The following is a 26,681-nucleotide window of genomic DNA, read 5'->3' on the forward strand; positions in this document are numbered from 1 at the left end:
GCGCGGCGCGCCATCCACCAGGCGATTGGGAAGAAGATCAAAGCGATTACAATCTGCGCAGTCAGGAAGATGAACACATAGTCAGGGGCTCGAAACCGGCGAAATAATGCGAGAGACGAAATAGTCACTGCGACCATCAGAATGGCGAAAATGCTGTCTAGGCTAATAGTGCTTCGTCGAAGTAGAATTCGACCTATTAGGAACAGGAAGATCAGAAACAGGAGGATGGGGACGGGCCCGATCGGGGGAAGCGGGCTTGCAGGCAGGAAATTACTGTTCACGCTCGGGTCCTCCATCAATATGACGAGACGACGGAAAATACCGACCACCTCGGTTGCTGCGAATTTATCAAATCACCGCTCCTTCATCGCTTCGGCTGCCACGTCAACGAGAGACGAAAACACATAGGCGCGTATCCGCCTCGAGCCGGTGCTGACTTCGGCGACCGCTGACATCCAGGGGAAGTGGGACATCTGCACTATCCGCCCTCACCGCACTTTGCTCGAGCTCCAGCGTGACCGCGAAGACAAGTTCTGTGTGCGCTCTGCGCGCGCAAACAGCGACGCCTGTGGCGGAGCGCCAGTATCCTGTTCGCAGCGCTCGGCGTCAGGCCCAGGCTGAAAAAAGATACTTTGACCCGCGACGCTCTCGGTTGATGTCGTGGCGTGAAAATCCGGTGCGAAGCGAAAGCAACGCGCAAAAACGCGCTCTAGCTCGCACGAGAATATCGACTATTACTTTGATTGTTTTTGAGAGGGTTTCATTGACTCGCGGGGCTCGCTTCTTCTTGTAAAGGAACGGTTACCTTCGGCTTTGACAAAGGTTCCGAAAACAACCGGCTCTGACTAATCCCGCCGCAACCCTACGCGCAGAAGAATTGGTTACTCCGAGCCCCCGCTCGTCAACGCCGGTTGTTGAATTCATATTTCAAAGGTGGATAGGCAAATCTTGTTCAGAAGGACTACCTGTGATTTTGTTTTGCGTGGGTCTCACGTTTAATCGGAGAGAACTATCGGTCAAATCACGGCTCTGTGATATCGCATGCCTTTTGGCCCTCGGGCCATTTTGTCGCACGAGTCCCACCTCGGAACCGCTCTATCCAATCAGCCCCGCAAGCCAACGCGGGTCGAGATGCCTCTCCAGCCCGCTCGCGACCTCGTCCAACGCCTGGTCGACGCTCTCGCGGTAATTCTTCCGCTCACTCGAAAGCCCGAAACTTTGAAGCAGCCGGGCGCGGTAGGTGTCGCTGCCGAAGAGCCCGTGCAGATAGGTGCCCATGATCCGGCCGTCGGCCGACAGCGCCCCGTCGGGCGCGCCGTCGACGATCGCCGATGGCCTGTCGCAATCGGGGCCGTGGGTGATGCCGAGGTGGATCTGGTAGCCGGCAAGCGGCGTATCATATTCGGTCGAGCGGGCCTGGCTGTTGCGCACGGTTTTCTCCGGCGCCATCTCGGTCTCGACATCGAGAAGCCCAAGCCCCGGCATCTCCAGCGTGCCGCCCTCGAGCCGAAGCGGATCGCGCACGGTCCGCCCGAGCATCTGGTAGCCGCCGCAGATGCCGATTACCCGGCCGCCGCGCCTGACATGCGCCTGGAGATCGCGGTCCCAGCCTTCAGCCCTGAAATCGGCAAGATCCGATATCGTCGATTTCGAGCCGGGAAGGACGATGAGGCCCGCATCGGCAGGCAGCCGCTCGCCCGATCGCACGAAGGTGAGTTCGACATCCGGCTCGGTCCGCAGCGGGTCGAGATCGTCGAAATTGGCGATGCGCGGCAGCACCGGCACGGCGATCTTCAGCGCGCCGGATCCGCCCCGCGCCAGCCGTTCGAGCACGACCGAATCTTCGGCCGGCAGGCGCCCAGCGCCCGGCAGCCATGGCACGACGCCGAAACACGGCCAGCCGGTAAAACCTTCGATGGCGCGGATGCCGTCGTCGAACAGCGAGACGTCGCCGCGGAACTTGTTGATGATGTAGCCGGCAATCATCGCCCGGTCCTCGTCGGCGAGAATCGCATGCGTGCCCACCAGCGAGGCGATGACGCCGCCGCGGTCGATATCGCCGACGAGCACGACAGGCACGCCGGCCCGCGTCGCAAAACCCATATTGGCAATATCGCCGGGCCGGAGATTGATTTCGGCCGGCGATCCCGCACCTTCGACGACAACGAGATCGGCACCGGCGGCCACCGTCTCGAAGCTTTCGAGCACGGCGCCGAGCAGTTGCGGCTTCAACCGCTGATAGTCGCGCCCCTTGGCCTGGCCGAACACCCTGCCCTGCACGATGATCTGGCTGCCGTTTTCCGATTGCGGCTTCAGCAGCACCGGGTTCATATGCACCGAGGAGGGCGTGCGCGCCGCCAGCGACTGCAGCCACTGCGCCCGGCCGATCTCGCCGCCATCGTCGGCAACAGCGGCATTGTTCGACATGTTCTGCGGCTTGAACGGCCGCACGGCAAGCCCGCGATTGGCCGCCAGCCGGCAGAGCCCTGCGACCAGCACCGTCTTGCCGACATCCGAGCCGGTTCCCTGCAGCATGATCGCTCTTGCCATGGTGGCCGCCTTTCCCCAGAGCATCGCGCTTCCGAAAATCGGTCAGATTTTCGGGCCGATGCGCTAGCCCGAGGCCTACAATGGGCTGTTATACCGGGTCAAGACTTCGCCTGGCTCTCGCGCAGCACAGAAACGCGAAAACCGCGCATTGCCTTGGCTCTGCGCGGTTTGCCGAAAACTCAGGCGTCTTCGCCCCTACACGGCGAAGCTCGCTTTCTCCAGTACGCACTACCTGAACCGAAGAAGCAGCGGTCATTGCCGCCACGACCCAACTGATAACGGCACATTCTTACCGGAGAGTTATTGAAGGCTTACGCAAATGTTAATTTCGACTTTTTTTGACATTCTGGCCGAAATTTCTGTCGAAGATCCGCCGACGATCGCCAAGGGCGTGCGTTTGACCCGCGGCCGCCATTTTTGGGATATTGACATAAATTCTTCGAATTCAATTATTTAGATACGCAACCATGAGCAGAAGACGGTTGATTTCTGCGAGCGAACGCGTAGGCTTCGCCAAAATGCGCCATTGTTGACCACCGCCTGCGACGACCCGCCGGAGAGCTTTGTCGGTGGATTGCAAATCCGGCCGCGCGTCCGCCTAAGAATTCGGGGAATGACGATGAAGACGTATCTGATGACGGCCGTCTTTGCCGCGGCTCTTTCTACCATTGCGCCGGCCGAAGCCGCAGAGTGCGGCAAGGTTTCGATCGCCGAGATGAAATGGGCCTCGGCGGGGATCGCGGCAAACTTCGACAAGATCATCCTGGAAAAGGGCTACGGCTGCTCCGTTACCATCGTCGACGGCGACACCCTGCCGACCTTCGCTTCGATGAACGAGAAAGGCATCCCCGACGTTGCCTCGGAATATTGGATCAATTCCGTCCGGTCCCTGCTCGATCAGGCCGTCAATAGCGGCCGGCTGGTGCAAGGGGCAGAGATTCTGGCCGACGGCGCGGTCGAAGGCTGGTGGATCCCGAAATTCATCGCCGACGCCCACCCCGACATTCGTTCGGTCGAAGATGCGCTGAGACATCCCGAACTCTTCCCGGCCGAGGACGATGCGTCGAAGGGCGCCGTCTACAATTGCCCCGCCGATTGGAGCTGCCAGATATCGACCACCAATCTGTTCAAGGCGCTTGCCGCAGACAAGAAGAGCTTCGAACTGGTCGAGACCGGCAGCCCCGAACAGCTCGACGCCTCGATTGCCCGCGCCTTCGACAACAAGATCGGCTGGCTCGGTTATTACTGGGCGCCGACCGCCATCCTCGGCAAATACGACATGACGCGGCTGAGCTTCGGCGTCGGTCACGACAAGAGCGAATGGGACCGCTGTACGGCGGTTGCAGGCTGCAACAGGCCCCAACTCAATTCCTACCCGGTCTCACGCGCCTTTACATTGATGACGAGGTCCTTCGCCAGCCGCGCCGGGCCTGTCACCACCTATCTCAAAACCCGAAAATGGGACAATGGGACAATCAATCAGGTGCTCGCCTGGCAGGACGAAAACCGCGAGAGCAACGAGGATGCCGCGCTCTATTTCCTTCGCAATTACGAGGGTCTGTGGATGAAATGGGTGCCGGCCGATATAGCCGAGAAGGTCAAGGCGAGCTTATAACGTCAGGATACGATCAACGACCGGACGATTCGACATGACTGGCAATGTTCCCTTTCCCGACCGCGATACCGTTGCGGAAAAGCTTGCCACGCTGTCGGAGGCGGATAAGTCATACTTGGCGCTGCTCATGGAAAACGCCGCTCAGGACGACAATCTGCTGGAAGGCCTGCGCCGCCATCTCGATCTTGCCGCCGGGTCGCGGTTGCTGAACTCGCTGAAGCTCGAAAATCTCGGACTGTGGCTGGGGGCCGCCGCGCCCGACCGTCTGCAGATCAGGCTGATGGAAACCGCCCGTTCCAGCCAGCATCCCGCCTATCAAGCCGTCCGGACCGGCCTCAGCCGATCCGGCGGCCTCGAAAAGGCTTATCCCCCGGCCACCCGATAGGGTGGTCCGCACCCGGTCGTTCGTTAGAACGATCCGGACCCCGGCCACCCGATAGGATGGTCCGGACCCGGTCAAGATGATCCGGTCAGCATGATCCGGATCAAGCCGGCAAGCCTGTCAGCCGATCACTTCCTTGCAGCCCGATCGACCGAGCGGCCGGCATCCTGGGTGGCGTTGACGGCGTTGGCCGTATCTTTTCCTATGCCGCGGATCGTGTTGCCGCAGGAGGAAAGAGCAAGAAGAACCATGAAGGCTGCGGCAATTTTGGCCGTTGTCGTCATTTCGAATATCCTTGTTTGAAATCAACCCCCGAACGGCACTTATGCCGTTCGCGCCGATAACGCGCAAGAGACCAAAAGGTTCAACGGTTGAAAGACATCCTCAGGCGGCAACCGCCTTCGCTCTTTCGGCAAAAGCGCTGCGAATACTGTCGGCCACCGTCTCGATCGGCCCCGACATCTGCGAGGCGGTCAGCAGGCGGATATCGAAGGCGCCGAGTTCCGGCAGCCCCTCGTTCGGGCCAAGGAGCGCCATGTCCTCGTTGACATAGGAAAGCGGCAGCGGCGCGATGGCGAGATCGGAGAGCACGGCGGCGCGCTGCGCCATCGTGTGGCCGCTGAGATAGGCGACGCGATAGGGCCGCTTGTTGCGTTCGAGCTGGGTGAGCGCCTCCTGGCGCCAGATGCAGCCGTCCTCCCAGATCGAGATCGGCAGCGGATCGCGGCGATGCGCCGAACCGCACCGGGCGCCGGCCCAGACCAGCCGCTCGCGGTAGACCACCTCGCCGCCGGTCGGGAACGGCCGCGTCGCACAGTTGATCAACGCCAGGTCGAGCCGTTGCTCCTCGATGCGCCTCTTCAGCCCGATGCTCATGTCGATGGTCACGTCGACCATGATGCCGGGATAGCTTTCGGCGAAACTCTTCAGGATGCTCGGCAGCAGCCGTTCACCGATATCCTCCGGCGCGCCGAGCCGCACGACGCCGCTGAGTTCGGGCATGATGAAACGGGACACAGCCTCGTTCGACAGCGCCAGGATGTTGCGGGCGTAGGATAGCAGCATCTCGCCATGGCGCGTCAGGGATACCGAGCGGGCGTCGCGCAAAAACAGCGTCGCGCCGAGTTGTTCCTCGAGCTTCTTGATCTGCATCGACACCGCCGACGGCGTGCGGAAGACCGCTTCGGCCGCAGTTGAAAAATTGCCCGTCTCGGCGATGGCGACAAAGGTACGCAGCACATCGTTGTCAAGCAGCGGAATGGGACGGCGAAAGGGAATGCTCATCGTCTTATCTTTCAATTTTTCTGATTTATAACCCCATATCATTTTGTTTGATTGAATGTCAATCGACCGCCTATCTTCAGTGTCGGCAGCAATGAACAAGCAAAGGAGGCCGGACATGACGCAATCAAGCATCTGGAATATCGTACAGGCCCTTTCCGCATTCAAGTCGCAGAGGCGCCGGGATGCGAACCATGAGTATGCGATCCGGCAGTTGAAGCGTTTTCCGTCGCATCTCTTGGCGGATTGCCAGCGCGAAATGGAATTGAGCGCCCTCACCTCGGCCGCGGCAGCGAATGATCGACGATCGAATGGCGGTCACATGCCGCCCAGCAGTTTGAAGGCGATGACCCACATGGTGAAAGCGACGAGCGTCTCCAGCATCCGCCAGGACGAAGGTTTCGAGAAGATCGGCCGCAGCCATGTTGCGCCATATCCGAGCGAAAAGAAGAACAGGAAGGAACCCGTCACCGCGCCGGCGGCAAACGAAGTCTGCTGCCCGGGATAGCGTGTCGATATGGTGCCGAGCAGCACGACCGTATCGAGATAGACATGCGGATTGAGCCAGGTAAGCGCGAGGCAGGTCATGAGCGTCTGCCGGAAACTCGCCGATGTGGCCTCCGCCGCCGTGAGGGCAGCGGATGACCGCAAGGCGGAGTAAAGGCTCTTGGCGCCGTACCAGGCCAGAAAGGCAGCTCCGCCATAACGCATGAGCGGATCGAGCCAGGGCAGCAGCCTGGCGACCTGCTGCAGGCTGGTGACGCCGAGCACGATCAGCGCGGCATCGGAGACCGCGCATGCGAGGCAGACGGCGAAGACATGTTCGTTGCGCAGGCCCTGGCGAAGAATGAAGGCGTTCTGCGCGCCGATGGCGACAATCAGGCTGAGGCCCATCATCAGGCCTGTGACATAAATCGAAAAACTCATCGTTTTGGCGAGCGCCCCTCACTTTGGTGGTGGTTGAGGTATCGCCATTCGCGGAATTAGGCTAATTAATCTGGATCATCCCAGTTAAGCGAAGCTAATCCATGCTCGACTATTCCGCTCTCCGCGCCGTCGCAACCATCGTCCAAACGGGCAGCTTCGAAAGAGCTGCGGCCGCGTTGAACGTGACACCTTCGGCGATTTCGCAACGGGTGAAGCAGCTCGAAGAGCGTCTCGGCACCGTCCTGATCGTCAGAGGCACCCCATGCACGGCGACTGAAAAAGGAGAAAGGCTCTGCCGCCACATGGAGAATGTCGGCATGCTGGAGGTGGAACTCTTCGGGCAACTGCCGGCTCTCGCCGATCCCGACGAACCACGCCAAAGGGTCACGCTTCAGATTGCGACCAATGCCGACAGTCTCGGGACCTGGTTCGTCGAGGCCATGTCGAATTTCGCCAAGACCTCTTCCTATCTGCTGAATATCGCCGTCGACGACCAGGATCATACCGCCGAGTGGCTGCAGCGCGGGCGGGTGATGGCCGCCGTCACCAGCCTGGAAAAGCCGATCCGGGGCTGCCGGCGTTTTGCGCTCGGGGTCCTGCGTTATCACGCCACCGCCACGCCCGACTTCGTCGCCCGCTACTTTCCGCAAGGGGTGACCGCCGAGGCAATTGGCAACGCTCCCGCCCTCACCTTCGATCAGAAAGACAGGCTGCAGAGCAACTGGATACGCAGAACCTTCGGGCGGGATGTCGATTACCCCACCCACTGGCTGCCCTCGCCGCAAAGTTTCGTCGAGGCAAGCCTTTCCGGCATGTGCTGGGGAATGAACCCGATCCAGCTGACCCGCGAACATCTGGCATCGGGACGATTGGTCGAGCTGGTTCCCGACACGCCGCTCGATGTTCCGCTGTATTGGCAGATAAACCGCCTTGCCGCCGATCGCCTGGCGGAGCTGACGCGCGAAGTCGTCACAGTCGCAAAGCGCCGCCTCTGATCGTTGTTGCAGACGCGCCCTCTTCGGGCGGGTGCGGCTCGACCCAAAGCTTGGTATTTGTCGGTGCGATCAAACGTAAGCGGTGCGGCTGCCGAACTCGCTGCTTTCGTCGAAATTCTTCATGCCGATACGCTCGCTCTCGCCGGAGAGTTCCTTCGGAGCCGTGGCGGCCGGCTTCGAAGCCGCCGACGCCTCGGTTTGGCTGCTGTCGGATGCTTCGAGCTTGGCAATCTCGGCTTCCAGCGTGTCGATGGATTTCTCGATCGTGGCCTTCTCTTTCTCGTCCTGCGTTTGCGACAGGGCTGCCTTCTTTTCGGCAAGCTGGGCCTCGAGAGACGCAAGCTGGTCCGACGAACTGGACGACGAGGTTGAAGCGGCGGAACTCAAAATGGTGGATGCAGAACTGGAAATTGCGCTGACCATGAGCAGGACTTTCGGTGATGGAATGTCACCTCCTAACCCACGAATGGTAAATGCCCGATAAATAAAGTACTACTTGGTACCATTTTTATAGCAATCATGGCGTAGCGCTGAACTCGTCGCCGCTTTGGGTATCGCGTCCTAAGCGATAGCGATGATTTCCAACTCCTGGCCACCCGTTTCCGCCACATCGCCGACCTCCTTGCCCATCAGCAACCGCGCTACCGGCGAGACATAGGAAATCGATCCGGCCTTGGGATCGGCTTCGTCCTCGCCGACGATCCGATAGGTCTGCACCCGCCCGTCGTCGCGGCGGAAGGTCACCGTGCTGCCGAAAGCGACAGCGTCGGTTGATGATGCGTCGGCCATCAGCTGGGCAGTGCGCAGCCTTTCCTTGAGGTAGCGCAGGTCGCGCAAGGGACCCGCCGCCTGCCGCCGCCGTTCATTCACATCGTCGATGGCACTCGCTGCATCATAGGCCTCGCGAGCCTGCTGGAACTGCAATTCCAGAGCCCTCAGCCCCGCTTCCGTGACAAGGTTCAGATGCGGCGAAACCGGACGGTCGGGCAACAGGGTCTCCGAAGCGGTTTCGAAACTCTCTTCCTTGGTGAAGGCGACGGCCAATTCCATACTCCGTTTTGGGCGCAGCGCGCCTCTCGCTGATGGGCAAACCGCCCCTATTTGAAATCAACCATACACCGGCTGCGGCCGAACCGCCAATCTCGGTCCGGCGGCGGCGACGCCGACAACGGAACGTCTCGCGCTGCATGGCGTTTTAGACCCGGGACGCATCGAGGCTGAGGAGGATCGAATGCCTGGCAAGCAGCGGACAGGCCGCAACGAAGTCTGGAGCCGGACATGCCTTCGCTCCTGACCGACGCCATGCCGCTGACGCCGAGCTGGTGGGATCTCGGCGTGCGGATCGTGCTGACGGTGATTGCCGGCGGCCTCATCGGCCTCGATCGCGAGCGCGGCGGCCACGCCGCCGGCTTCAGGACCACGATCCTGGTGGCGCTTGCCGCCTGCATTGCGATGGTCCAGGCGAACCTCCTTCTATCGACCTATGGAAAAACGCTGAGTTTTTTCACCCAGATGGACGTGTTGCGCTTTCCCCTCGGCGTCCTGACCGGCGTCGGCTTCATCGGCGGCGGAGCGATCCTCAGGCGCGGCGACATGATGACCGGCGTCACGACGGCGGCGACCCTATGGTTCATGACCGTCGTCGGCCTCTGCTTCGGCGGCGGCCAGATCGTCACCGGGACGGCGGCGACCGTGGTCGCCTTCATCGTGCTGTCGCCGCTGAAACACCTGGACACCTGGCTGCGCTGCGAACGCAAAGCGACGCTCGTCATCTACGGCTCGACTGCCGATATTCCCGACCTGTCGGATGTGCTGGGATCTCTTGAATGCAGCGCATTGTTCGTTTCGCTGGGACGGACCGAGGATGGCCGCATCGGGGTGACGTTCGAATTGCGCTGGCTGGCAAAAGATCCCGACGCATCCGCACGCGCAATCCTCGTCGCCGTCTCCGACGTGCACGAAATCGCGAATTTCTCGATGCATTCCACAACGACGTGAACCCGACGGCGGCCATCGCGGCCCCTATTCTCCGACCTACTTGGAGACGTGCTCCGGTTTACCCGTTCTTTTGGTCGAAGCGAATTCCTCGAGTTGCTTCTCGCTCATGGATTCCTCCATCTGCTTCGAAGCGCCCTTGAGCTCCGTCTTGGGCGTCTCTCCGCGTTTGGCCGAAAGTGCGGCACCGGCCGCCTTCTGCTGGGCCTTGGATTTGGCTGGCATATCGATCTCCTATTGCGAGAGCCGATCGTCGCTTCAAAGCTAGCTGAGTTCGTCAGGCCTGTGTGCGGCGCGCTTTCCAGACTTGTCGCTCTCGACGATATATTGCGGCTCCGACGCCGACGCCTTCACCTTATGACCCTTAATCTTCGTCGGGCTGCTCTGCTTCCTGATCACCCTGCCCGCGGTCTTTCCCTGGCTGGTATCCCAGCTCACCGCATCGCCCTTCTTCAATTGCTTTGACATAGGGCCTCCCTATGACGAGGAGGCTGCGGCAAAAGCCGCAGCCAACTCCTTGTCAATTGATGGTGGCCCATTGGCTGCGGACGTCCCTGGCATTCTTCGACAGGTGAACATGCGCGTCGACATGATCCACCCAGTCGAGCGGGATCAGGTGGTGCTTGCCGTCCTCCGAGTCGGTCTTCGTCAGCTTGATGCGGGTTGGACCGTCGAGATGATCCACCGTTCCGACATGCGTGCCGTCGGCCGTCAGAACTTCCATATGTTCACGGATCTGATCTGAGGAAATCATCGTTTGCTCCTTTGCGTTGTCTGTACAAGACGGCAACGACGTGGAGCGGACAAGGTTCCCCCGGTCCCACGACCTCGTTTGTTTCCTATTCGGTCATCTTGATCGACATCATCATGTCGGTAATTTCAGCATCGTGCTTGTCCTCATCGCCTTTCGTTCCCCAGTAGGTAACAACAAGAGCTTTCTCGCCGGTGCTCGATACGAATGCCATGCCAACGCTCACCGGGCCGTCCGCATCCTTGCCATCCCAGTCCAACGTCGTCATTTGGAGGCCGTTCACTTCGGTCACCGGCGTCTCCTTCTGGGTTTTGACGTCGACCGTCACCCCGCTCTTTGCGAGAAAGTCGATGGCATCGGAGGTGACCTTATCCATCGACTTGGAGTCAGCCACATCAACGGAGAAGTAGATCGCCGAGTCCGACGACGTTGCCTGGACACCGGTTTCCGTCTCTTCGGGTTGCCAGCTGTCCGGGATGGTGATGCTCGCAACCGGCGCATCGCTTGGAAACTTCATCGTGGCAGCGTCTGCGAAGGCCGGGATGGAAGCGACGATAAGGGCGTAGGCGAAAGTTCTGTACATGGAAAACTCGACGTTTGATTGCGATGATGCGACTTTAGCCGACAGTCGTTAAGATCGCTCACGCACGATCGTTAAAGAGCGATCGAAAATGTCGGAGCATGCGGACGGGGCGAATTCTCGAAGGCGAATCTCGAGGAGCCGACGCCGGTGGGGCATGACGGCTGACAGCCGCCGGGCGCACGTCGATCATTCAATATCGTTGATGTTATCCATAAACTCTATTCGTTTGAATGATGAGTTCCCGAGGCCCATATTAGGATCATGGACATGGACGAACCTCCCATCGACGACCATGTCCCCGACCCAAGAAAGGAACCGGAAAATGACCACGCTCACCTATCGGGGTGGTGGCAAGACCCTCACCTCCGGCCACGGCCATTTCGATCTGGCACATTATGCCCGCAGGCTCGTGCTTGCCTGGACGCGCTGGCAGACCGCCCGTGAAATCGAAGCCATGCCCTTCGATATCCGCAAGGACATCGGCTGGCCGAGCACGGACGACAACAAACACCGGACCGTATAACGAATGCGACATTGCTTCCCAGGATGAGGGCGGCGTCTGCATCAGCAGCGCCGCCTTTTTCGTGGCTCGACCGTCCATTCCAAACGGTTTTCAAACCTGAATTTCCGTCCTCCATCAGCCTGTGCTCTGTTCCATCCGCGACCATTCCGGCAGCTTGACCAGTCAAATCGTGGTCAATGTCGCATATTTGCTCTTCCCGGCCGCATTTTTCCATGCCAGTGTCGTTTTTAGGACATCAGCGCGACGCATTCCGCGCAACCAATATGCATCGCCCCTCGAGCATGGATTTCGCTATGAACAGGATGCAGATCAAGAAGCGTTCACTGGTCTTCTTTATGGTACCGCAATTCACCATGCTGCCCTTTTCGGCGGCCGTGGACACTTTGCGCATCGCCAATCGCATGCTCGGCTACCAGGCCTATACCTGGCGGCTTGCCTCCCTCGACGGGGAGAAGGTCTATTCCTCCTGCGGCATCGGCGTCGAGGCCAATTCCTCGCTCGCCGAGGAACGGCGCCATCTCGGCGGCGAAAACCGGCCGGGCATGCTGCTCGTCTGTTCGGGCATCGATGTCGAGCAGTTCAACAACAAATCGGTCAATGCCTGGCTGCGTGAATCCTACAATCGCGGCGTTGCCGTCGGCAGCCTCTGTACGGGTGCGCATGTGCTGGCCCAGGCCGGTCTCCTGAACGGCAAGCGCTGCGCCATCCACTGGGAAAACCTGCCGGGCTTTTCGGAAGCCTTCCCGCAGGCCGAGGTCTATGCCGACCTCTACGAGATCGACGGCAATCTCTACACCTGCGCCGGGGGCACCGCCTCGCTCGACATGATGCTGAACCTTGTCGGTGAAGATTTCGGCGAGAGCCTCGTCAACCGCATCTGTGAGCAGCACCTGACCGACCGCGTGCGCAACCCGCACGACCGCCAGCGCCTGCCGCTGCGCGCCCGCCTCGGCGTGCAGAACGCCAAAGTGCTGTCGATCATCGAGCTGATGGAAGGCAATCTCGCCGAGCCGCTGTCGCTGATCGAGATCGCCGACGGTGCCGGCCTCTCGCGCCGCCAGATCGAGCGGCTGTTCCGCCAGGAGATGGGCCGCTCGCCGGCCCGTTATTATCTGGAAATCCGCCTCGATCGTGCGCGCCACCTGCTGGTGCAATCCTCGATGCCCGTCGTCGAAGTCGCGGTCGCCTGCGGCTTCGTCTCGGCCTCGCATTTCTCCAAGTGTTATCGCGAACTCTACCACCGCTCGCCGCAGCAGGAACGCGCCGAGCGCAAGACGACCATGGCGACCGCGCGTCAACAGGCAGTCGCGGCCTGAGAGTTTGAAGAAAGAGACCGCCGCCTGAAAAGGGCGGCGGCTCGCCCGAACGGCTCTACTGCGCCGCCTCTTCGCTCATCCTGGCGTCTGAATAGACCTGATTGCGGCCCCTGTGTTTGGCCATGTAGAGGAACTGGTCGGCGGCGTTGAGGTAATTTTCGAAGGTTTCGTAACCCTCGATCTCGGCGATGCCGATCGAAATCGTTACGCCGAGGTCCTCGTCGTCGGCAGTGACCTTCAGCCGTGAAATATCCGAGCGGATCTCGTCGCAGAGGTTGGTCGCGGCAGCCGAATCCATCTGCGGGAAGAGGATGGCGAATTCTTCGCCGCCGAGGCGCGAGAGAAGGTTGTCGCTGCCGTCGAAGATCGTGAACAGCCTGTTTGCGACAGCCTTCAGCACCTTGTCGCCGATCTCATGGCCATAAGTGTCGTTCAGCCGCTTGAAATGATCGATATCGAGAATGGCGACGGAGCTCGGTACTTTCAGCCGCAGACACTCGTTCACCAGCTTCGGGCCGTTGTCGTAGAAATAGCGGCGGTTATAGAGACCTGTGAGATAGTCGCAGGCCGCTGCCGCCCTCAACTGACGCATCTGTGCCAGCGTTTCGGCATTGTTGGCGATGCGGCATTGCAGCTCCTCGGCAACGAAGGGCCGGTAGATGAAATCGCTGGCGCCGGCCTTGAGGAAACTCGCGGAAAGCATGCGGTCGCTGGAGGAGGAAACGCCGATGACGCGCAGCCTGTCCGAACCGAAACGATGGCGGATGCGCCGCGTCAGCTCGTAGCCGCTCATATCCGGCATATGGTGGTCGGTGACGACGAGTTCGATATCGCTGTAGGCTTCGAGCGCGGCCAGTGCCTCAAGCCCGGAATTTGCCTCGATGACGAGATATTGCTGCGCCTTCAGCAGATCGACGAGCACCTGGCGAACGGAGACGACATCATCGACCACGAGCACGCGCGTCTTGCGGTTGGAAATCGCGCGGCGAACGGTAGCGACCAGATTGTCGAGCGCAAATTCATTGTCCTTCAGCACGTAGTCGATGACATTGCGCTCCATGATCCTGTTGCGCGTGTTGAGATCGAATGTCGCAGTGAAGACGATCGCCGGGATATCGTGCTCGATCGTGCAGTCGAGCGCTTCGCCATAAGGCGAGTCCGGCAGGTTGAGATCGACGACGGCCATGGTGTAGCCGTGACCATCCTCGGCCAGTTCCTCGCGAAGAGCCTTCAGCGATGAGCAGGATTTGACCGCCAGCCCGAGCTCCGTCTGGAACCGATGGCAGAGCACGGCGGAAAACATGCGGGAATCTTCAACCAGAAGTATTTTGAGCCCACCAGAACGCAGCCCAATGCCATCTCGCTGAAAATCCGCTTGAAAAGCCACAGCCGCTATTCTCCCATGCGTCCGGTGGCCTCGACTCGGCCCTCCTCCCGGCGCGGCGGACGATAACCGAGAGGCCTGCGCGCGTGAAGGGCACAAATAACGGCGTTACTTGCAATTGCAAAAATCCGACAACGGCCTGCGACCGTTATCCCCGCTCTGGCGATCCCGATACTGGAAGGATCGTCAGGCAACCGCCCGCTCCTTGCGCATCGACTGGATTTGCAAGAGCGTATCGAGGTTCTGGTTGACGCGGCAGTAGAACTCCTCGTCGATGAAGGGACGCAGCATGAAATCATTGCCGCCGGCCTTCAGGAACCGCGCCGAAAGCAGCCGGTTGGAGGAAGAGGAAACGCCGATGATGCGCAGTTCGTGCGACCCGATATTGGAGCGGATTCGCCGGGTTAGCTCGAAGCCGTCGATATCTGGCATATTGTAGTCGGTGATCATCAGGCCGATATCGCGGTTGGCCTTCAGAATCTCCAGCGCCTTGGCGCCGTTCTCGGCGGTGCTGACTCGGAAATTATAGCGTTTCAGCCGGCTCGACAGCAGCGCGCGCGCCGTCGCACTGTCGTCGACGATCAGCACGTGGTGGCGATGATTGGTCAGGAACCGGCAGATCGATTCCGCCAGAAGGTCGACGGCGAAGATATTGTCCTTGAGGATATAGTCGACGATGTCCTTGGCCATCAGCTTGTCGCGCATGCCTTCATGGAAGGTGCCGGTAAAGACGATGGTGGGTATGGAGAGATCGACCAGATATTCGAGCGCTTCGCCGTTTTCGGCGCCGGGCAGGTTGATATTCGAAATCGCCAGCGTAATCGGGTCGGAAGACTTGTCGTAGGAAAACTGCAGATCCTCGAAGCTGCGGCAGATCTCGACATCAATGTCGAACAGCTCCTTCAGGCGTTTGCTGATCATCGAGGTGAATACGTTGGAATCTTCCGCGACAATAATGCGCGCGCCGGCAAACATTTCCCCGGAATATTGCATCCCCGAAATACCTAGAAACGCCATAGCAAACCTTTGATGTAAAATCTGTCCCCGGATCAAATTGGTACATCAATTGATTTGAATAATTATTAATCAGCTGCCTGGATATGACACGAAGAAGCGGCCCGACGGAGCCGTCTGCGAATTCTTGCAGATATGATTAAGAAATCAGGCGCGAAGAACCGCACCGCTTCGGCGTCGATTTTCCGTGTCGCAGGTTGTTCCCCCTATAATATTGGGTCTCTACTGGTTGGACGGACTTGCGACAGGATTTCCGCCTTACTTTCCAAAGCCGATTTCGTTGCCGCTTGCGAGGCTTTCGCTGTCGATGCCAGGCCTTTCAACACGACCTGCCCGGGTGCACGGTACGGCCCTCAATCAATGCCTGACCACAAACCCAGCGCACGCAGGAAATGCGCCTCGATCGCGCCCAGCAAACCGGCGCGGGCCGAGGGCGTCTCGGCAATGCCGGGTTGATTGACGATGCCGTGCAGAGCGTTGAACAGGAACACCGCCGTAAAGCCGGGATCGTCGGCCGACCAGGCGCCCTCGCCCGCCCCGTCGGCGATGAGTTCACTCAGATGGTCGATCAGGATGTTGCGCGAAAGCCCTTCCCTTGTTGCGGGGGGCGCCGCCACGAAAGCGAGATGATGCAGCCCGGCCGCATCGAGATAACCCGTGGCGCATGCCGTCGACCAGGCGGCGAGCTTGCCGCGCCAGTCCTCTTGCCTGCATCTCCCGACGGTCGCGACGATGCCATCCAGCACAGCCTGCACGAAGCGGCTTCGCAGCGCCTGAAGAACATCGGCCTTCGAGGAAAAATGCAGATAGAAGGTGCCCTTGGCGACCCCCGCCCCCGTCGTGATCTCCTCGATCGTGGTCTGCTCCACACCCTTTTCCAGAAACAGCCGCTCGGCCGCGGTCATCAGCTCGTCGCGCCGCTCTCCGGGGGGCTTGGTTCTCGGTTTTGAAACAGGATTGGCCAGCATCGGCAGGATTTATCCCTTTCACTGACGGCGCGTGGGATCGGTCCTGTGCAGGTAGCCGGCAAACACGTCGCGCATTGCTGTGCTCTCGACATCGGGCAACAGGCGACCGACTTCCCCGCGATGATAACCGCTATGCGTCACCACATGGGCCAGCATCTCTTCGCGAGACATGCGCCCGCGCCCACCATCGGTAAAGGTGAAGTCGACGACCTCCTCCATGTCCTGAAGGCTTATACGCGAGGTGTAGTCGATGTACCAACGGTCGGTATCGCGGATATCGGCCGACAGCTGCGCCAAAGGCGGCGCTTCGCTGCTCCAGCTCGCCGTATAGGAATGATCCAGCCGCTGCAGGTTGGCGGCGAAGATGCGATCGACGAGATGAGCGTGATTGAGCACGCGAAGGGCTGAACGAAAATTATCGGATCGTGCCTCGTCGCCGAGCACGTTCAGGGCCTCGAGAAGCTCGTCGTCGACGCTGGCTTTGTATCGGAACAGGGAGTTCAACAGGGTCTGCGCGCTCATGGCGATCTCCGGGCGCAAACGGGGGCGACGGCATCACGCCGACAACCTCCATTTAATTGACTGACTGGCGGTCAGTCAACGGCTTTCCAGAAAGATCCAGCCACCACTCTGCATCTGGGTTCGTATCACGCGCAGCAGCCGCTCTTTGCCGCCGGACCGCAGCAAGCGGCGGCTGTCTTGTTTTCCTCCGCCAGCCAGCGGTCGCGTGGCTTGCAGCTTGCCGGTCGCGGTGACAGCTCGACATGTACGGCGCCGGCGCTGAGAACCGGTGTCGCGGCACAATAGAGCTGCATCGGCCGCACGCCGTCGCTGACTTCGAAGGTCAATTTGGCCGAACCGTCGAGTTGCACGTGCTCCGTTACCTTGCGGATGATGGAATAGAACTTGCCGGCCGGCATATGCGTGCGGTCGCCCTCCTCGATATCCCACAGCTGGATGAAGATCTCCATCCATGCCTCGGGATTGGCGCCGCAATCCAACGCCGAGAATTGGCCAGCTTTGACCTCGGTGACATGATAGCCCGGTTTCACCGGCTGGCCGTCATAATAGAAAATCAGGGGAGAATCCTTGGCGCCGGCAAGCACGCTGAGCAGCAGACCGAGATCGATGTCGTCTTCCTGAATTTTGCTGTTGTCCATGACGTTCATATCAGCTAATCCTCGTTTCAATGCTTCAAGGATTATTGAAATATGGATCAACGTCAAGCCCTCGCCGCCTTCGGCGCGCTTTCGCAGGAAACGCGCCTGCACATCGTCCGCATGCTCGTCGTCTCCGGACCGGACGGCATGGCGGCCGGCGCAATTGCTGAAAAAGCCGAGGTCTCGCCGTCCAATGTCTCCTTTCACCTGAAGGAACTTGAGCGCGCCGGTCTGATTGCCCAGCAGCGGGAATCCCGCTCGATCATCTACACTGCCAATTACGAGGCCCTCGGCGGCCTGATCCGTTTTCTGATGGAGGATTGCTGTGGCGGAAACCGGGAGATCTGCGCTCCGTCTGCCGCCGTTGCCGCATGCTGTACACCTGCAACCAAGGGGGAACTGCAATGACCACAGACCGCGTTTACAATGTGCTCTTTCTCTGCACCGCCAATTCTTCCCGCTCGATCCTGGCCGAATCCATCCTGGAGACCGAAGGCAAGGGTCGGTTCAAGGCCTATTCGGCCGGCAGCCAGCCGAAGGGAGCGGTCAATCCCCTCGCGCTGAAGGAGCTTGCGGCACTGGGTTATCCCACGAGCGGCTTCCGCTCGAAGAGCTGGGATGAGTTCTCCACGCCTGGCGCACCGGAGATGGACTTCATCTTCACCGTCTGCGACACCGCCCATGGTGAAGCCTGCCCGGTCTGGATCGGCCACCCGATGACCGCCCATTGGGGCGTCGAGGATCCGGCCGCCGTCGACGGCAGTGAGGTCGACAAGGGCCGCGCCTTCGCACAGGCCGCCCGCTTCCTCAAGAACCGGATCATGGCGTTCCTCAGCCTGCCCTTGTCGTCGATCGACAAACTGGCGCTGGAGCAGCACCTCCACCAGATCGGCGCCATGGAAGGCACGACTGCAAAACCGACGGCGGCCGGCTGATGGGCTTCGATTTTAACCAGCAGGTCTTGGAGGGGCGCGACGACAGTCTTCGCGGTGCGCTCGCAGGCGCCGGGCTTCCGCTCGATGACCTCACAGACGCCGGCCGAAGCTTCTACCGGTTTTCGCGTGGCGGCCAGACAATCGGCTTCGGCGGGCTGGAACTCTATGGCGAGGCCGTGCTCCTGCGTTCCATTGTCGTGCTGCCCGATCAGCAAGGCCTTGGCTTCGGCCGTGCGATCACCCTTGCCTTGCTCGATCAGGCCCATGAGAAAGGTGCGGCTGCCGCCTATGTGTTGACGGAAACGGCCGCGCCCTTCTTTCAATCGCTCGGCTTTCTCCCGATCGCCCGCGATGAAGCGCCCAGCGCCATCCTGACGACGCGTCAGGCCGCAAGCCTATGTCCGGCATCCGCCGCCTTGATGGTCCGGAGCCTGTCGGCATGAGCGCGCCAGTGTTTCCGTTGTCTCGACGACTTGCCGCCGAAGCCCTGGGTACGCTGTTGCTGGTGGCAACCGTCGTCGGATCGGGAATCATGGCGGATAACCTGACGAGTGATACGGCGCTTGCGCTGCTCGGCAACACGCTCGCAACGGGGGCGATGCTTGTCGTCCTCATCACCATCTTGGGGCCGATTTCCGGCGCGCATTTCAATCCGGTGGTGTCTCTGGTTTTTGCACTTCGGCGAGAATTGCCGGTCTCCGCCGTTCCCGCCTATACCGCCGCGCAAATCGTCGGCGGCATCGCCGGCACGATCCTCGCCCATGCCATGTTCGCCCTTCCCTTGCTGCAGGCCTCGGAAACCGTGCGCACCGGCAGCTCGCAATGGCTCTCGGAAGTGGCTGCAACCTTCGGCCTCGTCTTCGTCATCTTCGCCGGCATCCGGTTTCGCGCCGATGCCGTCGCATGGCTGGTCGGCCTTTATGTTACCGCCGCCTACTGGTTCACCGCTTCCACGTCGTTTGCCAATCCGGCGGTCGCAATTGCCCGATCGCTGACACACACGTTTTCCGGCATTCGCCCGATCGATCTACCCGGTTTTATCGTTGCTGAAGTCCTCGGCGCGTTGCTGGCACTGATGCTTACGGGATGGCTGCTGATGGAATCCCGCAATCCTGAAACCCTCACCAAGACGGAATCCGCCTCATGACAACAGCTGTTACGATCTATCACAACCCGGAATGCGGCACCTCGCGCAACACGCTGGCGATGATCCGGAACACCGGCATTGAGCCCAACGTGATCGAATACCTGAAAAACCCGCCGTCGCGCGAGCAGCTCGTCAAGATGATTGCGGATGCGGGTTTAAGCGTTCGCGAGGCGATCCGCGAAAAGGGCACGCCCTATGCGGAGCTCGGCCTCGACAACCGCGATCTTACCGACGAGCAATTGCTGGATGCGATGCTGAAAGACCCGATCCTGATCAATCGTCCGTTCGTCATCACGCCGATCGGCGCGCGCCTTGCTCGGCCTTCCGAAGTCGTGCTCGATATCCTGCCGGAAACCCACAAGGGCGCTTTCACCAAGGAAGACGGCGAGAAGGTGCTCGACGCCGACGGCAAGCGGATCGTCTGATCGCCTACTTGACGACGGCCGAGCCCTTGACGATGTCGATCGTCTCACCGCCGTCGAGCCCGATGCGGTCGCCGTCGGGCGTCGTCATGAAGCAGCCGGAGGCGCAGAGGCTTTCCGACGCGCCGGCATCGACCACGACTTCGACGCGCTGGCCGCTCTCGGTGATGACGAGCACCACGGCGGCTGGATCGGTATTGGTGACGGATGCCGCATGCGCGGCCGGCGCGGCAAGCAGCGGGACAAGCAGAACGGCGGCAAACCTTGCCATCATGTGCGGCGGCGCGGGCGCGCCCTCCCCTCGAACGATCGGTGCTGCCCTCGGCAGCAATCCCGATGGTGGAGATGATGCACATAGATCTGTGAATGATGGCTGAATGAGCCGTTCAGCTCTTCAGGCTGCCCTCCGCCGTGCGCCCACGCAGCTGCCGCACCGGCCGCTCCTCTTCCTCCATCGGCCTGTCCCTTGGAATTTCCTGGCCGTCCGGCCGATCCCTGCCCGCATCGGCAAGCGCAGGACGAGCGTCCCGATGGATGGTAAGATCGGTCTGTGGCAGCGGGATCTCGATGCCTTCGGCCTTGAAGCGCTTGAGGATCTCGATCCTCAGATTGTTGCGCACCGGCATGCCGTCGCCCATATCGGCGAGGAAGAAGCGCAGCTCGAAATCCAGCGAATAGGGGCCGAAGCGCAGGAATTCGACATGCGGCTCGGGATTGCGCATGACGAGCGGGATCTTGGCCGTCAGTTCGAGCAGGATGTCCATCACCTGCTGCGGATCGGCGTTATAGGCGACGGAAACCGGGATTTCCGAACGGCCGATCCTGTTGCGATGCGTCCAGTTGCCGACGAGGCCGTTGATCAGCTCCGAATTCGGCACGATGATCGATTGTTTGCGGAAGGTCTCGATCTCGGTGGCGCGCACAGAGATGCGCTTGACGATGCCTTCGGCCGTGCCCGAGACGACATGGTCGCCGACCTTGAACGGCCGCTCGACGAGCAGGATCAGGCCCGAGACGAAGTTGGAGACGATGTTCTGCAGGCCGAAACCGATGCCGACCGACAGCGCCGAGGCGACCAGCGCGAAGCTCGACAGATCGATGCCGGCGGACGAGACGCCGATGATCGCTGCCACGCCGACGCCGAGATAACCGATGCCCGTCTTGACCGAATTGCGCACGCCGAGATCGACATGGCTTCGCGCCATCACATTGCCGTCGAGCCAGCGCTGCAGCCAGCGCGTCAGCAGGTAGACGCCGGCAAAGAGCAGGATGCCGGTGCAGATGCCGAGCAGCGAGATGCTGATGCCGCCGAGCTTGACCTCGGTGAACAGCCGGAAGGCGATCAGCTGCAGGTCCTGCACATGGAAACCCCAGAGCAGCAGGATCAGCGGCACGCCGACGATGAGCGCCACCGCATAGATGGCAAGGCCGACGAGCAGGCCGACCTGGTCGATCGCCACCGGCCCGAGATTGAAGCGGCGCGTCAGGAAGCGGGCGAAGAAGGTATCGCCGAAGCTTTCCTGCCGCGATATCGCCTTGCCGGAGAGCAGGCCGACATACATGGTGGCGACGACAGCGCCGGTGATGATGAGTTGCGTGGCGACGAAACGCGCCAACCCGACATAACCCGCGAGCGCTGAAACGATCAGGGCGGTGCCGACGACGCGCAGAATGATCGCCATGCCGCGCGGCCAATGCCGGCCCGGCGCGTCCGGGTCACCGCTTCTTGCCAGCATCGGCTTACCGAAGGAGACCGCGATCAGGATCAGGCCGATGATGAGCGCAGCGATCAGGCTTCTCACAACGGTCAGCACCAGCGGCGAGCCCATCGCCTCGCCAATGCTGCTGAAGAGATAATCGAGCCCGTTGATGACGGCCATCGCCAGCAGGCAATAGCCGATCGAGCGCGCGCCGAGATTGGAAAGCCGCACCAGCCGCCAGTGCGGTTCGTGCGGCGCGAAGATGGCATTGACGAAGCGGCCGACGAAATAGACGAGCCCGATCGTGCCGAACAGCGCGCCGATGACCGGCGCGATGTCGGGTCTCAGCACGTTGAAACTGTTGAGGAAGAAGAAGGATGTGACGAGCAGCACCGACAGCGCCAGCGTGCGGATCAGCGTCGACCAGAAGGCGATCGACAGCCGGCCGATATAAGACGGGTTCTCGACTGCCTCGTCGCGGCGCAGATAGGAGCCGAACAGCCTGTAGCTGCCGGAGAGCAGGATCAGGGCCGAGGCAAGTGACAGGAAGATCGCAGCAAACAGCGGGAACCGCTTGAACTTCCAGACGAAGCTGGCCCAGCTCGACAGCGCCTGCGCGAATTCACCGGTCTCTCGCACAAAGGCGCTTGCCGCGTCGTCGAGAACGGAGACTGATATTTCGGTGCGCTTGAAAAGTGTTGCGGCAAAAAGCTGCCGCCGCATCTCGATGATCTCGTTGAGGAGCTTCGTCACTGCGATCGACAGGTTTTCGGCATCGCCCGTCACCGCATTGATCTGCGCCCGCTCGGCGGCGAGCGCATTGCGCTCCTGGGTGACGATCTCGGCCTCGGGCGGCTGCCCGTCCTTCGGCGGATCGCCGATCTCGGCAAGCCGGTTCTTGATCTGGTCGAAACGCGGCCGGAGATTGACCGATATGGTGATGACGGCGCGGCTGAGTTCGTCGGCCTTGGTCGCCAGCCCCACCAGCGCATCGTCATTGTCGGCATTCTGCTTGACGCTGTCCTGAAATGCGGCGAGCTGGGTCTTCGCCTTCTCGATCTCCTTCGCCGCCTGGTCGAACGGCGTATCGACAGCCGGCTGCGCGGCCGCCTGCGTCTGCGGTTCCTGCGCGACGGCCGCGGCACTCTCGAAATGCGCGCCGGCAAGCGCCAGCGTCACGAGAAGAATGGTGCGAAGCAGGATGGACCTCAGCCGCAAAAGCGCCTCCGAAAGTTGTCTTTGGGATAGAATGCCTGCTTTTCATAGCAAAGAAAGGCGACAGAAAGGCGGAAGATGCCGAAAGCGCCTTGCCTCGAACTGTTCCATAGAATCCGGCCAGCCCTTCATCTCGTTCCCGTCACCCTTTCGAAACCGCCGCCCTTTGCTGGAAAAGGCATGGAAACGCTCAGAAACCGGCGCCGGGCCTGGAGAGATAGTCGCGCTCGGCAGCGCTCGACTCCCGCCCGAGCATGGCGTTGCGGTGCGGAAAACGTCCATAGGTGGCGATCACGTCACGGTGGCGGATCGCATAGTCGAGATATTCCTCGTCGCCGAGCGCGGTGAACAATTCCACCGAGCGATCCTGCTCGCCGAGATTCTCGGCATGTTCGAACGGCAAATAGAAGAAGCTGCGGCAGGCGGGCTCGACCGCCTGGTCGGCGCCGGCTGCGAGTGCGAGCTTGGCTTCCCGAAGCGCCAGCCCGTCGGTGGCAACGGCAAGCGCCGTGCCGCGATAGATGTTGCGGGGGAACTGGTCGAGCACGATGACCGCCGCCAGCCGGCTCACGGGGTCGGCGCGCCATTCGTCGTTCACGCCCGCGGCAAGCGCCAGATGCGTATCGCGGAAACCTTCGCGGATCTCGACGTCCAGTTCCGGCGGCGGGCGGAACCACAGCTCGCGGCCGCATCGGATGAACCAGAAATCATAGACTTCACGCGGTGTTCGGATCGTGGCCATGTTCTGCCTCCCGTAGCGTTAGGTATGATGACTTTATGTCGGTAAGTTATTGATAAGATGTGCCCTATGGCCCCCTCATCCGCCCTGCGGGCACCTTCTCCCCGCTGGGGAGAAGAGGGAATCGAGATGTCGCGGCAACTTCCCTTCTACCCAGCGGGGAGAAGGTGCCGGCAGGCGGATGAGGGGGCCGCGACGTACATCCTCACCGCTACTCTTCCCCTTCCCCTACTTCCCCTCCTGCAACGAAAACACCAGCGTCGCCTTCGTCCCGTCATGCCCGGGGTCATAAGCCAAATCCGATTTCAAGCTCGCCGCCATCGCCGTCAGGATGCGCGTGCCGAGGCCGGTTCCCCTCGCCGGGTTCGACGGGTCGAAACCGCCGCCGTCGTCCTCGACGATGACCCTCAACGCCTCATCCGCCTGATCCACGAAGACGCGGATCTCGCCCGGCACACTGTCCGGATAGGCATATTTGAAGGCATTGGTAACGAGTTCGCTGACGATCAGCCCGAGCGTGATCACCTTGTCCGTCGCCAGATGGACCGGCTCGGCGGTCAGCACGATGCGATGCGGCCGCTTGTCGTCGCGCATCGAGGCTTCGAGTTCGGTGAGCAGGCTGTTTAAATATTCGTCGACCTGCACCGAGCCGACCTGCCGGTTGGTGTAGAGCCGGCGGTGCACACTGGCGATGGCGTTGATGCGCATCTGCGTTTCGTGCAGCGCGTCGATCGCCACCTGGTCCTTCGTCATCGAGGACTGCATGCGGATCAGCGCGCCGACGAGGCCGAGACTGTTGGCGATGCGGTGATTGACCTCGGCAAGCAGCATCTCGGCAAGGTCGCGCTGCTGGCGGATTACCTCTTGCGCCTGCGCCGTCTCGCGGCGAAACCGCGCCCGTTCCAGCGCCTGTTCGAGGGCAGCGGCCAGCAGATCGAAATAATCGGCCGAGAAGCCCTTGAGCATGTAATCGTCGGCGCCGGCCTTCAGCGCCGCGACCGCGATACTGGTATCGTCCGAACCCGTCGCATAGATGACCGGCGGATGGTCCGGCATATCGGTGATGCAAGGCAGGATGTCGAGGCCGGTCTCACCGACCAGAAGATGATCGAGCACGACGGCATCGATGCCGCCTTCGCCGAGCCTGGCGAGGCCGGCAGCGCCATTGCGCGCCCACTCGACCGAAAAGCCGCGCCGGCTGAGGTTCTTCTGCATCAGCAGAGCCAGCCCCTCGTCATCGTCGATATAGAGGATGCGAAACAGGGCATCCGCATCGCCGCTAGAATTGCTCATTCCATCTCCCGGCGTTCTCTCTGAGCGACGACCGCCCGCAAGCGTCCGAGTCGTCCGCATGGCAATGTCGTATTGCATTGGCCCCCTGAGGTAAACAGCGGCTATTCCTCGCGCTCGGCGCAGGCGGCGCCGAAGAAGGATGGGGGAAGCCGGCATTTTCGGCAGGCTAAATTTTCTGGAATTTCCTGTGGCCCGATACTTCCGCCCCCGCCTCCGCCGGCAACTGCAGGAAGCGCAGCGAAGAGACGATGCCGATGGCGCCGACCACGACGAAAGCCCAGCGGAAGTCGGCAAGAACCGGATTGTCGGCGCCCCTGAGAGCCGAGGCGATGTTGAGCACGGCCGCCGCCACCGCGACACCGAGCAGCATCGACACCTGCTGCAGCATGCTCGACAGCGTCGAGGCCGAGCTTCGCTGCGCCGGGCCGATATCGGCAAAGGCGAGCGTGTTCAGCGCGGTGAATTCCATCGACCGAGACAGGCCGGCGAGAAAAAGCAGCGCATGGATGACAAACTGCGGTGTAGCAGGCGACAGAAAACCGCAGGCAACGATCGAAAATGCCGCAATCAGCCCGTTGAGCACCAGCACCGTGCGGAAGCCGAAGAAACGCAGGAGCGGCGTCGTCACCGTTTTCATGCCCAGATTGCCGAGGAAATAGACGAGCAGATAGGCACCGGCAGCAATCGAACCCAGCCCGAAACCGAGCTGGAACAACAATGGCAGCAGAAACGGTGTCGCATTGATCGCCACCCTGCAGGCCGTGCCCGCCGACAGCGTCGACATCGAGAAGGTCTGAACGCGGAAGGCCGAAAGGTCGAGCAGCGGATTGTCGACGGCGAGGAAATGCCGCGTCGCCATGACCGACAGCACGATGCCGGCTGCCAGCATCGATATGACAGGCAAGAGACCGCCGTCCCATTTGACCGAAAGCTCCAGAGCGGCAAGCAGGAGGGTCAGCCCGGCAGCACTGAGGACGAAGCCGAGGACATCCAGCCGGCCGGGATCGGTCTCCCGCTGTTCCGGCACGAAGCGCAGCACCAGCCCCATGCCGAGAATGCCGATCGGAATATTGATGAGGAAGTTCCAATGCCAGCTGGCATAGGTGGTGATGAAGCCGCCGAGCACCGGGCCGATCACCGGCGCCGTCAGCGCCGGCCAGGTGATCAGCGCGATCGCCTGCACCAGCTCCGACTTGCGGGCATTCTTCAGCACGATGATGCGCCCGACCGGCGTCATCAGCGCGCTGCCCGCCCCCTGCACGGCGCGCCACAACACGAATTCCACAAGGCTGCCGGACAGCCCGCAGAACAGCGAGGCGCCGGTGAAGACGGCGATCGACATCAGGAAGATACGACGTGCGCCGAACCGGTCGCCGAGCCAGCCCGACAGCGGAATGAAGGCGGCCATCGTCAGCATGTAGACGGTAATGCCGATGCTCATCGACACCGGCTGTACGCCGAAGCTCGCCGCCATCTGCGGCAGCGACGTGGCGACGATCGTGCCGTCGAGGATCTGCATGAAGAAGGAGACGGCAACGACCAGCGCCACGATCTTCGCCTGGCGGCCGCCTGCCACCTCTTGCCCGTTTTCGCTCGTCTCTGCCGTGGTCATCGATCTGCCAATGAAATTCCGGATGACGCGGCAGGGAAACAGGGAGGAAGCCGGTCGGAGATCTGCCGCGCGAAGGAGCACGGACTTGGAGGACCGCGCACTGGCTGCATACGCCCGTTGCATCAGGCCGGAAAGGCTAAATCTCGCACTGCACGGGAATATTACCGGTGCAGA

31 protein-coding genes are annotated in these 26,681 nt (G+C 61.1%); 11 read left to right on the forward strand and 20 right to left on the reverse strand.

All coding sequences use genetic code 11. The features are described from left to right. Positions 1-1,095 precede the first annotated feature (1,095 nt). The gene (locus CO666_RS15660) at positions 1,096-2,550 is read right to left on the reverse strand and encodes a cobyric acid synthase (protein ID WP_097613053.1); all 1,455 of its coding nucleotides are present in this window, start codon (positions 2,548-2,550) and stop codon (positions 1,096-1,098) included. Positions 2,551-3,163: 613 nt separating this feature from the next. Between CO666_RS15660 and CO666_RS15665 the strand changes: the two genes are divergently transcribed. Both CO666_RS15665 and CO666_RS15670 read left to right on the forward strand, forming a co-directional pair. Continuing rightward, positions 3,164-4,165, forward strand: coding sequence for a glycine betaine ABC transporter substrate-binding protein (locus CO666_RS15665; RefSeq protein WP_179869693.1), 1,002 nt, complete (start codon positions 3,164-3,166; stop codon positions 4,163-4,165). Between the two features lie 34 nt (positions 4,166-4,199). After that, the gene (locus CO666_RS15670) at positions 4,200-4,550 is read left to right on the forward strand and encodes a VOC family protein (RefSeq protein ID WP_097613007.1); all 351 of its coding nucleotides are present in this window, start codon (positions 4,200-4,202) and stop codon (positions 4,548-4,550) included. Positions 4,551-4,675: 125 nt separating this feature from the next. On the opposite strand, the gene CO666_RS15675 is transcribed toward CO666_RS15670, so the two are convergent. From CO666_RS15675 to CO666_RS15685, 3 genes are all read right to left on the reverse strand, one after another. Continuing rightward, a complete protein-coding gene (locus tag CO666_RS15675) occupies positions 4,676-4,831 on the reverse strand; it encodes an entericidin domain-containing protein (protein ID WP_097613008.1) in 156 nt (51 codons plus the stop codon). Between the two features lie 100 nt (positions 4,832-4,931). Continuing rightward, positions 4,932-5,873 (reverse strand): LysR family transcriptional regulator, encoded by a 942-nt coding sequence (locus CO666_RS15680; protein ID WP_179869694.1) that lies wholly within the window; start codon positions 5,871-5,873, stop codon positions 4,932-4,934. A gap of 273 nt (positions 5,874-6,146) precedes the next feature. Continuing rightward, complete coding sequence (locus CO666_RS15685) at positions 6,147-6,755, reverse strand: LysE/ArgO family amino acid transporter (RefSeq protein ID WP_097613010.1); 609 nt, start codon at positions 6,753-6,755, stop codon at positions 6,147-6,149. Between the two features lie 101 nt (positions 6,756-6,856). On the opposite strand from CO666_RS15685, the gene CO666_RS15690 reads away from it, so the two are divergent. After that, complete coding sequence (locus CO666_RS15690) at positions 6,857-7,750, forward strand: LysR family transcriptional regulator ArgP (RefSeq protein WP_097613011.1); 894 nt, start codon at positions 6,857-6,859, stop codon at positions 7,748-7,750. Between the two features lie 69 nt (positions 7,751-7,819). On the opposite strand, the gene CO666_RS15695 is transcribed toward CO666_RS15690, so the two are convergent. Together CO666_RS15695 and greA are read right to left on the reverse strand one after the other, a co-directional pair. After that, on the reverse strand, positions 7,820-8,179 hold the full coding sequence (locus CO666_RS15695) for a hypothetical protein (RefSeq protein ID WP_097613012.1): 360 nt from the start codon (positions 8,177-8,179) through the stop codon (positions 7,820-7,822). Positions 8,180-8,311: 132 nt separating this feature from the next. After that, positions 8,312-8,794: a transcription elongation factor GreA gene (gene greA, locus CO666_RS15700; RefSeq protein WP_097613055.1), complete on the reverse strand. Its 483-nt coding sequence runs from the start codon at positions 8,792-8,794 to the stop codon at positions 8,312-8,314. A gap of 234 nt (positions 8,795-9,028) precedes the next feature. Here greA and CO666_RS15705 point away from each other — a divergent pair, with 234 nt between their 5' ends. Next, positions 9,029-9,748 (forward strand): MgtC/SapB family protein, encoded by a 720-nt coding sequence (locus CO666_RS15705; RefSeq protein WP_097613013.1) that lies wholly within the window; start codon positions 9,029-9,031, stop codon positions 9,746-9,748. 36 nt (positions 9,749-9,784) lie between these two features. Here the strand turns inward: CO666_RS15705 and CO666_RS15710 are convergent, their stop codons facing one another. From CO666_RS15710 to CO666_RS15725, 4 genes are all read right to left on the reverse strand, one after another. Beyond that, positions 9,785-9,970: a DUF3008 family protein gene (locus tag CO666_RS15710; RefSeq protein WP_097613014.1), complete on the reverse strand. Its 186-nt coding sequence runs from the start codon at positions 9,968-9,970 to the stop codon at positions 9,785-9,787. A 39-nt stretch (positions 9,971-10,009) separates the two neighbouring features. After that, a complete protein-coding gene (locus CO666_RS15715) occupies positions 10,010-10,213 on the reverse strand; it encodes a hypervirulence associated TUDOR domain-containing protein (protein WP_097613015.1) in 204 nt (67 codons plus the stop codon). Positions 10,214-10,265: 52 nt separating this feature from the next. Continuing rightward, a complete protein-coding gene (locus CO666_RS15720) occupies positions 10,266-10,499 on the reverse strand; it encodes a DUF2171 domain-containing protein (protein ID WP_097613016.1) in 234 nt (77 codons plus the stop codon). An 85-nt stretch (positions 10,500-10,584) separates the two neighbouring features. Further along, positions 10,585-11,079 (reverse strand): histidine kinase, encoded by a 495-nt coding sequence (locus CO666_RS15725; protein WP_097613017.1) that lies wholly within the window; start codon positions 11,077-11,079, stop codon positions 10,585-10,587. Between the two features lie 322 nt (positions 11,080-11,401). Here CO666_RS15725 and CO666_RS15730 point away from each other — a divergent pair, with 322 nt between their 5' ends. Then, a complete protein-coding gene (locus tag CO666_RS15730) occupies positions 11,402-11,602 on the forward strand; it encodes a hypothetical protein (protein WP_097613018.1) in 201 nt (66 codons plus the stop codon). A gap of 293 nt (positions 11,603-11,895) precedes the next feature. Beyond that, positions 11,896-12,918 (forward strand): GlxA family transcriptional regulator, encoded by a 1,023-nt coding sequence (locus CO666_RS15735; protein ID WP_097613019.1) that lies wholly within the window; start codon positions 11,896-11,898, stop codon positions 12,916-12,918. A gap of 55 nt (positions 12,919-12,973) precedes the next feature. Here CO666_RS15735 and CO666_RS15740 read toward each other — a convergent pair whose 3' ends face one another. The 5 genes from CO666_RS15740 to CO666_RS15760 all read right to left on the reverse strand — a co-directional run bounded on the left by CO666_RS15740 (position 12,974) and on the right by CO666_RS15760 (position 17,453). Beyond that, complete coding sequence (locus CO666_RS15740; protein WP_097613020.1) at positions 12,974-14,305, reverse strand: diguanylate cyclase; 1,332 nt, start codon at positions 14,303-14,305, stop codon at positions 12,974-12,976. Between the two features lie 183 nt (positions 14,306-14,488). Then, positions 14,489-15,319: a response regulator gene (locus tag CO666_RS15745; protein ID WP_097613021.1), complete on the reverse strand. Its 831-nt coding sequence runs from the start codon at positions 15,317-15,319 to the stop codon at positions 14,489-14,491. Positions 15,320-15,669: 350 nt separating this feature from the next. Then, positions 15,670-16,284 carry a TetR/AcrR family transcriptional regulator gene (locus tag CO666_RS15750; protein WP_097613022.1) on the reverse strand — a complete coding sequence of 205 codons (615 nt, stop codon included), beginning with the start codon at positions 16,282-16,284 and terminating at the stop codon, positions 15,670-15,672. 18 nt (positions 16,285-16,302) lie between these two features. Then, a complete protein-coding gene (locus CO666_RS15755; RefSeq protein WP_097613023.1) occupies positions 16,303-16,806 on the reverse strand; it encodes a DinB family protein in 504 nt (167 codons plus the stop codon). A gap of 125 nt (positions 16,807-16,931) precedes the next feature. Further along, positions 16,932-17,453: a DUF6428 family protein gene (locus tag CO666_RS15760; protein ID WP_097613024.1), complete on the reverse strand. Its 522-nt coding sequence runs from the start codon at positions 17,451-17,453 to the stop codon at positions 16,932-16,934. A gap of 42 nt (positions 17,454-17,495) precedes the next feature. Between CO666_RS15760 and CO666_RS15765 the strand changes: the two genes are divergently transcribed. The 5 genes from CO666_RS15765 to arsC are packed head-to-tail and all read left to right on the forward strand — an operon-like array spanning position 17,496 to position 19,951. Beyond that, complete coding sequence (locus CO666_RS15765; protein WP_097613025.1) at positions 17,496-17,852, forward strand: ArsR/SmtB family transcription factor; 357 nt, start codon at positions 17,496-17,498, stop codon at positions 17,850-17,852. Beyond that, complete coding sequence (locus CO666_RS15770; protein WP_097613026.1) at positions 17,849-18,379, forward strand: arsenate reductase ArsC; 531 nt, start codon at positions 17,849-17,851, stop codon at positions 18,377-18,379. The genes CO666_RS15765 and CO666_RS15770 overlap by 4 nt, the downstream gene beginning before the upstream one ends. Next, positions 18,379-18,822 carry an arsenic resistance N-acetyltransferase ArsN2 gene (gene arsN2 / locus CO666_RS15775; protein WP_097613027.1) on the forward strand — a complete coding sequence of 148 codons (444 nt, stop codon included), beginning with the start codon at positions 18,379-18,381 and terminating at the stop codon, positions 18,820-18,822. The genes CO666_RS15770 and arsN2 overlap by 1 nt, the downstream gene beginning before the upstream one ends. Next, positions 18,819-19,526 (forward strand): aquaporin, encoded by a 708-nt coding sequence (locus CO666_RS15780; RefSeq protein ID WP_097613028.1) that lies wholly within the window; start codon positions 18,819-18,821, stop codon positions 19,524-19,526. The genes arsN2 and CO666_RS15780 overlap by 4 nt, the downstream gene beginning before the upstream one ends. Further along, a complete protein-coding gene (gene arsC / locus CO666_RS15785) occupies positions 19,523-19,951 on the forward strand; it encodes an arsenate reductase (glutaredoxin) (protein WP_097613029.1) in 429 nt (142 codons plus the stop codon). The genes CO666_RS15780 and arsC overlap by 4 nt, the downstream gene beginning before the upstream one ends. A 4-nt stretch (positions 19,952-19,955) precedes the next feature. On the opposite strand, the gene CO666_RS15790 is transcribed toward arsC, so the two are convergent. The 5 genes from CO666_RS15790 to CO666_RS15810 form a co-directional block, all read right to left on the reverse strand. After that, positions 19,956-20,222 carry a hypothetical protein gene (locus CO666_RS15790; RefSeq protein ID WP_085737553.1) on the reverse strand — a complete coding sequence of 89 codons (267 nt, stop codon included), beginning with the start codon at positions 20,220-20,222 and terminating at the stop codon, positions 19,956-19,958. Between the two features lie 112 nt (positions 20,223-20,334). Then, positions 20,335-22,866, reverse strand: a complete 2,532-nt coding sequence (locus CO666_RS15795; protein WP_097613030.1) for a mechanosensitive ion channel family protein — start codon at positions 22,864-22,866, stop codon at positions 20,335-20,337. A 187-nt stretch (positions 22,867-23,053) separates the two neighbouring features. Continuing rightward, positions 23,054-23,605, reverse strand: coding sequence for a DUF924 family protein (locus CO666_RS15800; protein ID WP_097613031.1), 552 nt, complete (start codon positions 23,603-23,605; stop codon positions 23,054-23,056). Between the two features lie 225 nt (positions 23,606-23,830). Next, on the reverse strand, positions 23,831-24,895 hold the full coding sequence (locus CO666_RS15805) for a sensor histidine kinase (RefSeq protein ID WP_097613032.1): 1,065 nt from the start codon (positions 24,893-24,895) through the stop codon (positions 23,831-23,833). A gap of 166 nt (positions 24,896-25,061) precedes the next feature. Then, positions 25,062-26,507 (reverse strand): MFS transporter, encoded by a 1,446-nt coding sequence (locus CO666_RS15810; protein ID WP_097613033.1) that lies wholly within the window; start codon positions 26,505-26,507, stop codon positions 25,062-25,064. Positions 26,508-26,681: the final 174 nt, after the last annotated feature.

It is taken from the genome of Rhizobium chutanense (assembly GCF_002531935.1).
In the GTDB taxonomy this organism is placed as follows: domain Bacteria; phylum Pseudomonadota; class Alphaproteobacteria; order Rhizobiales; family Rhizobiaceae; genus Rhizobium; species Rhizobium chutanense.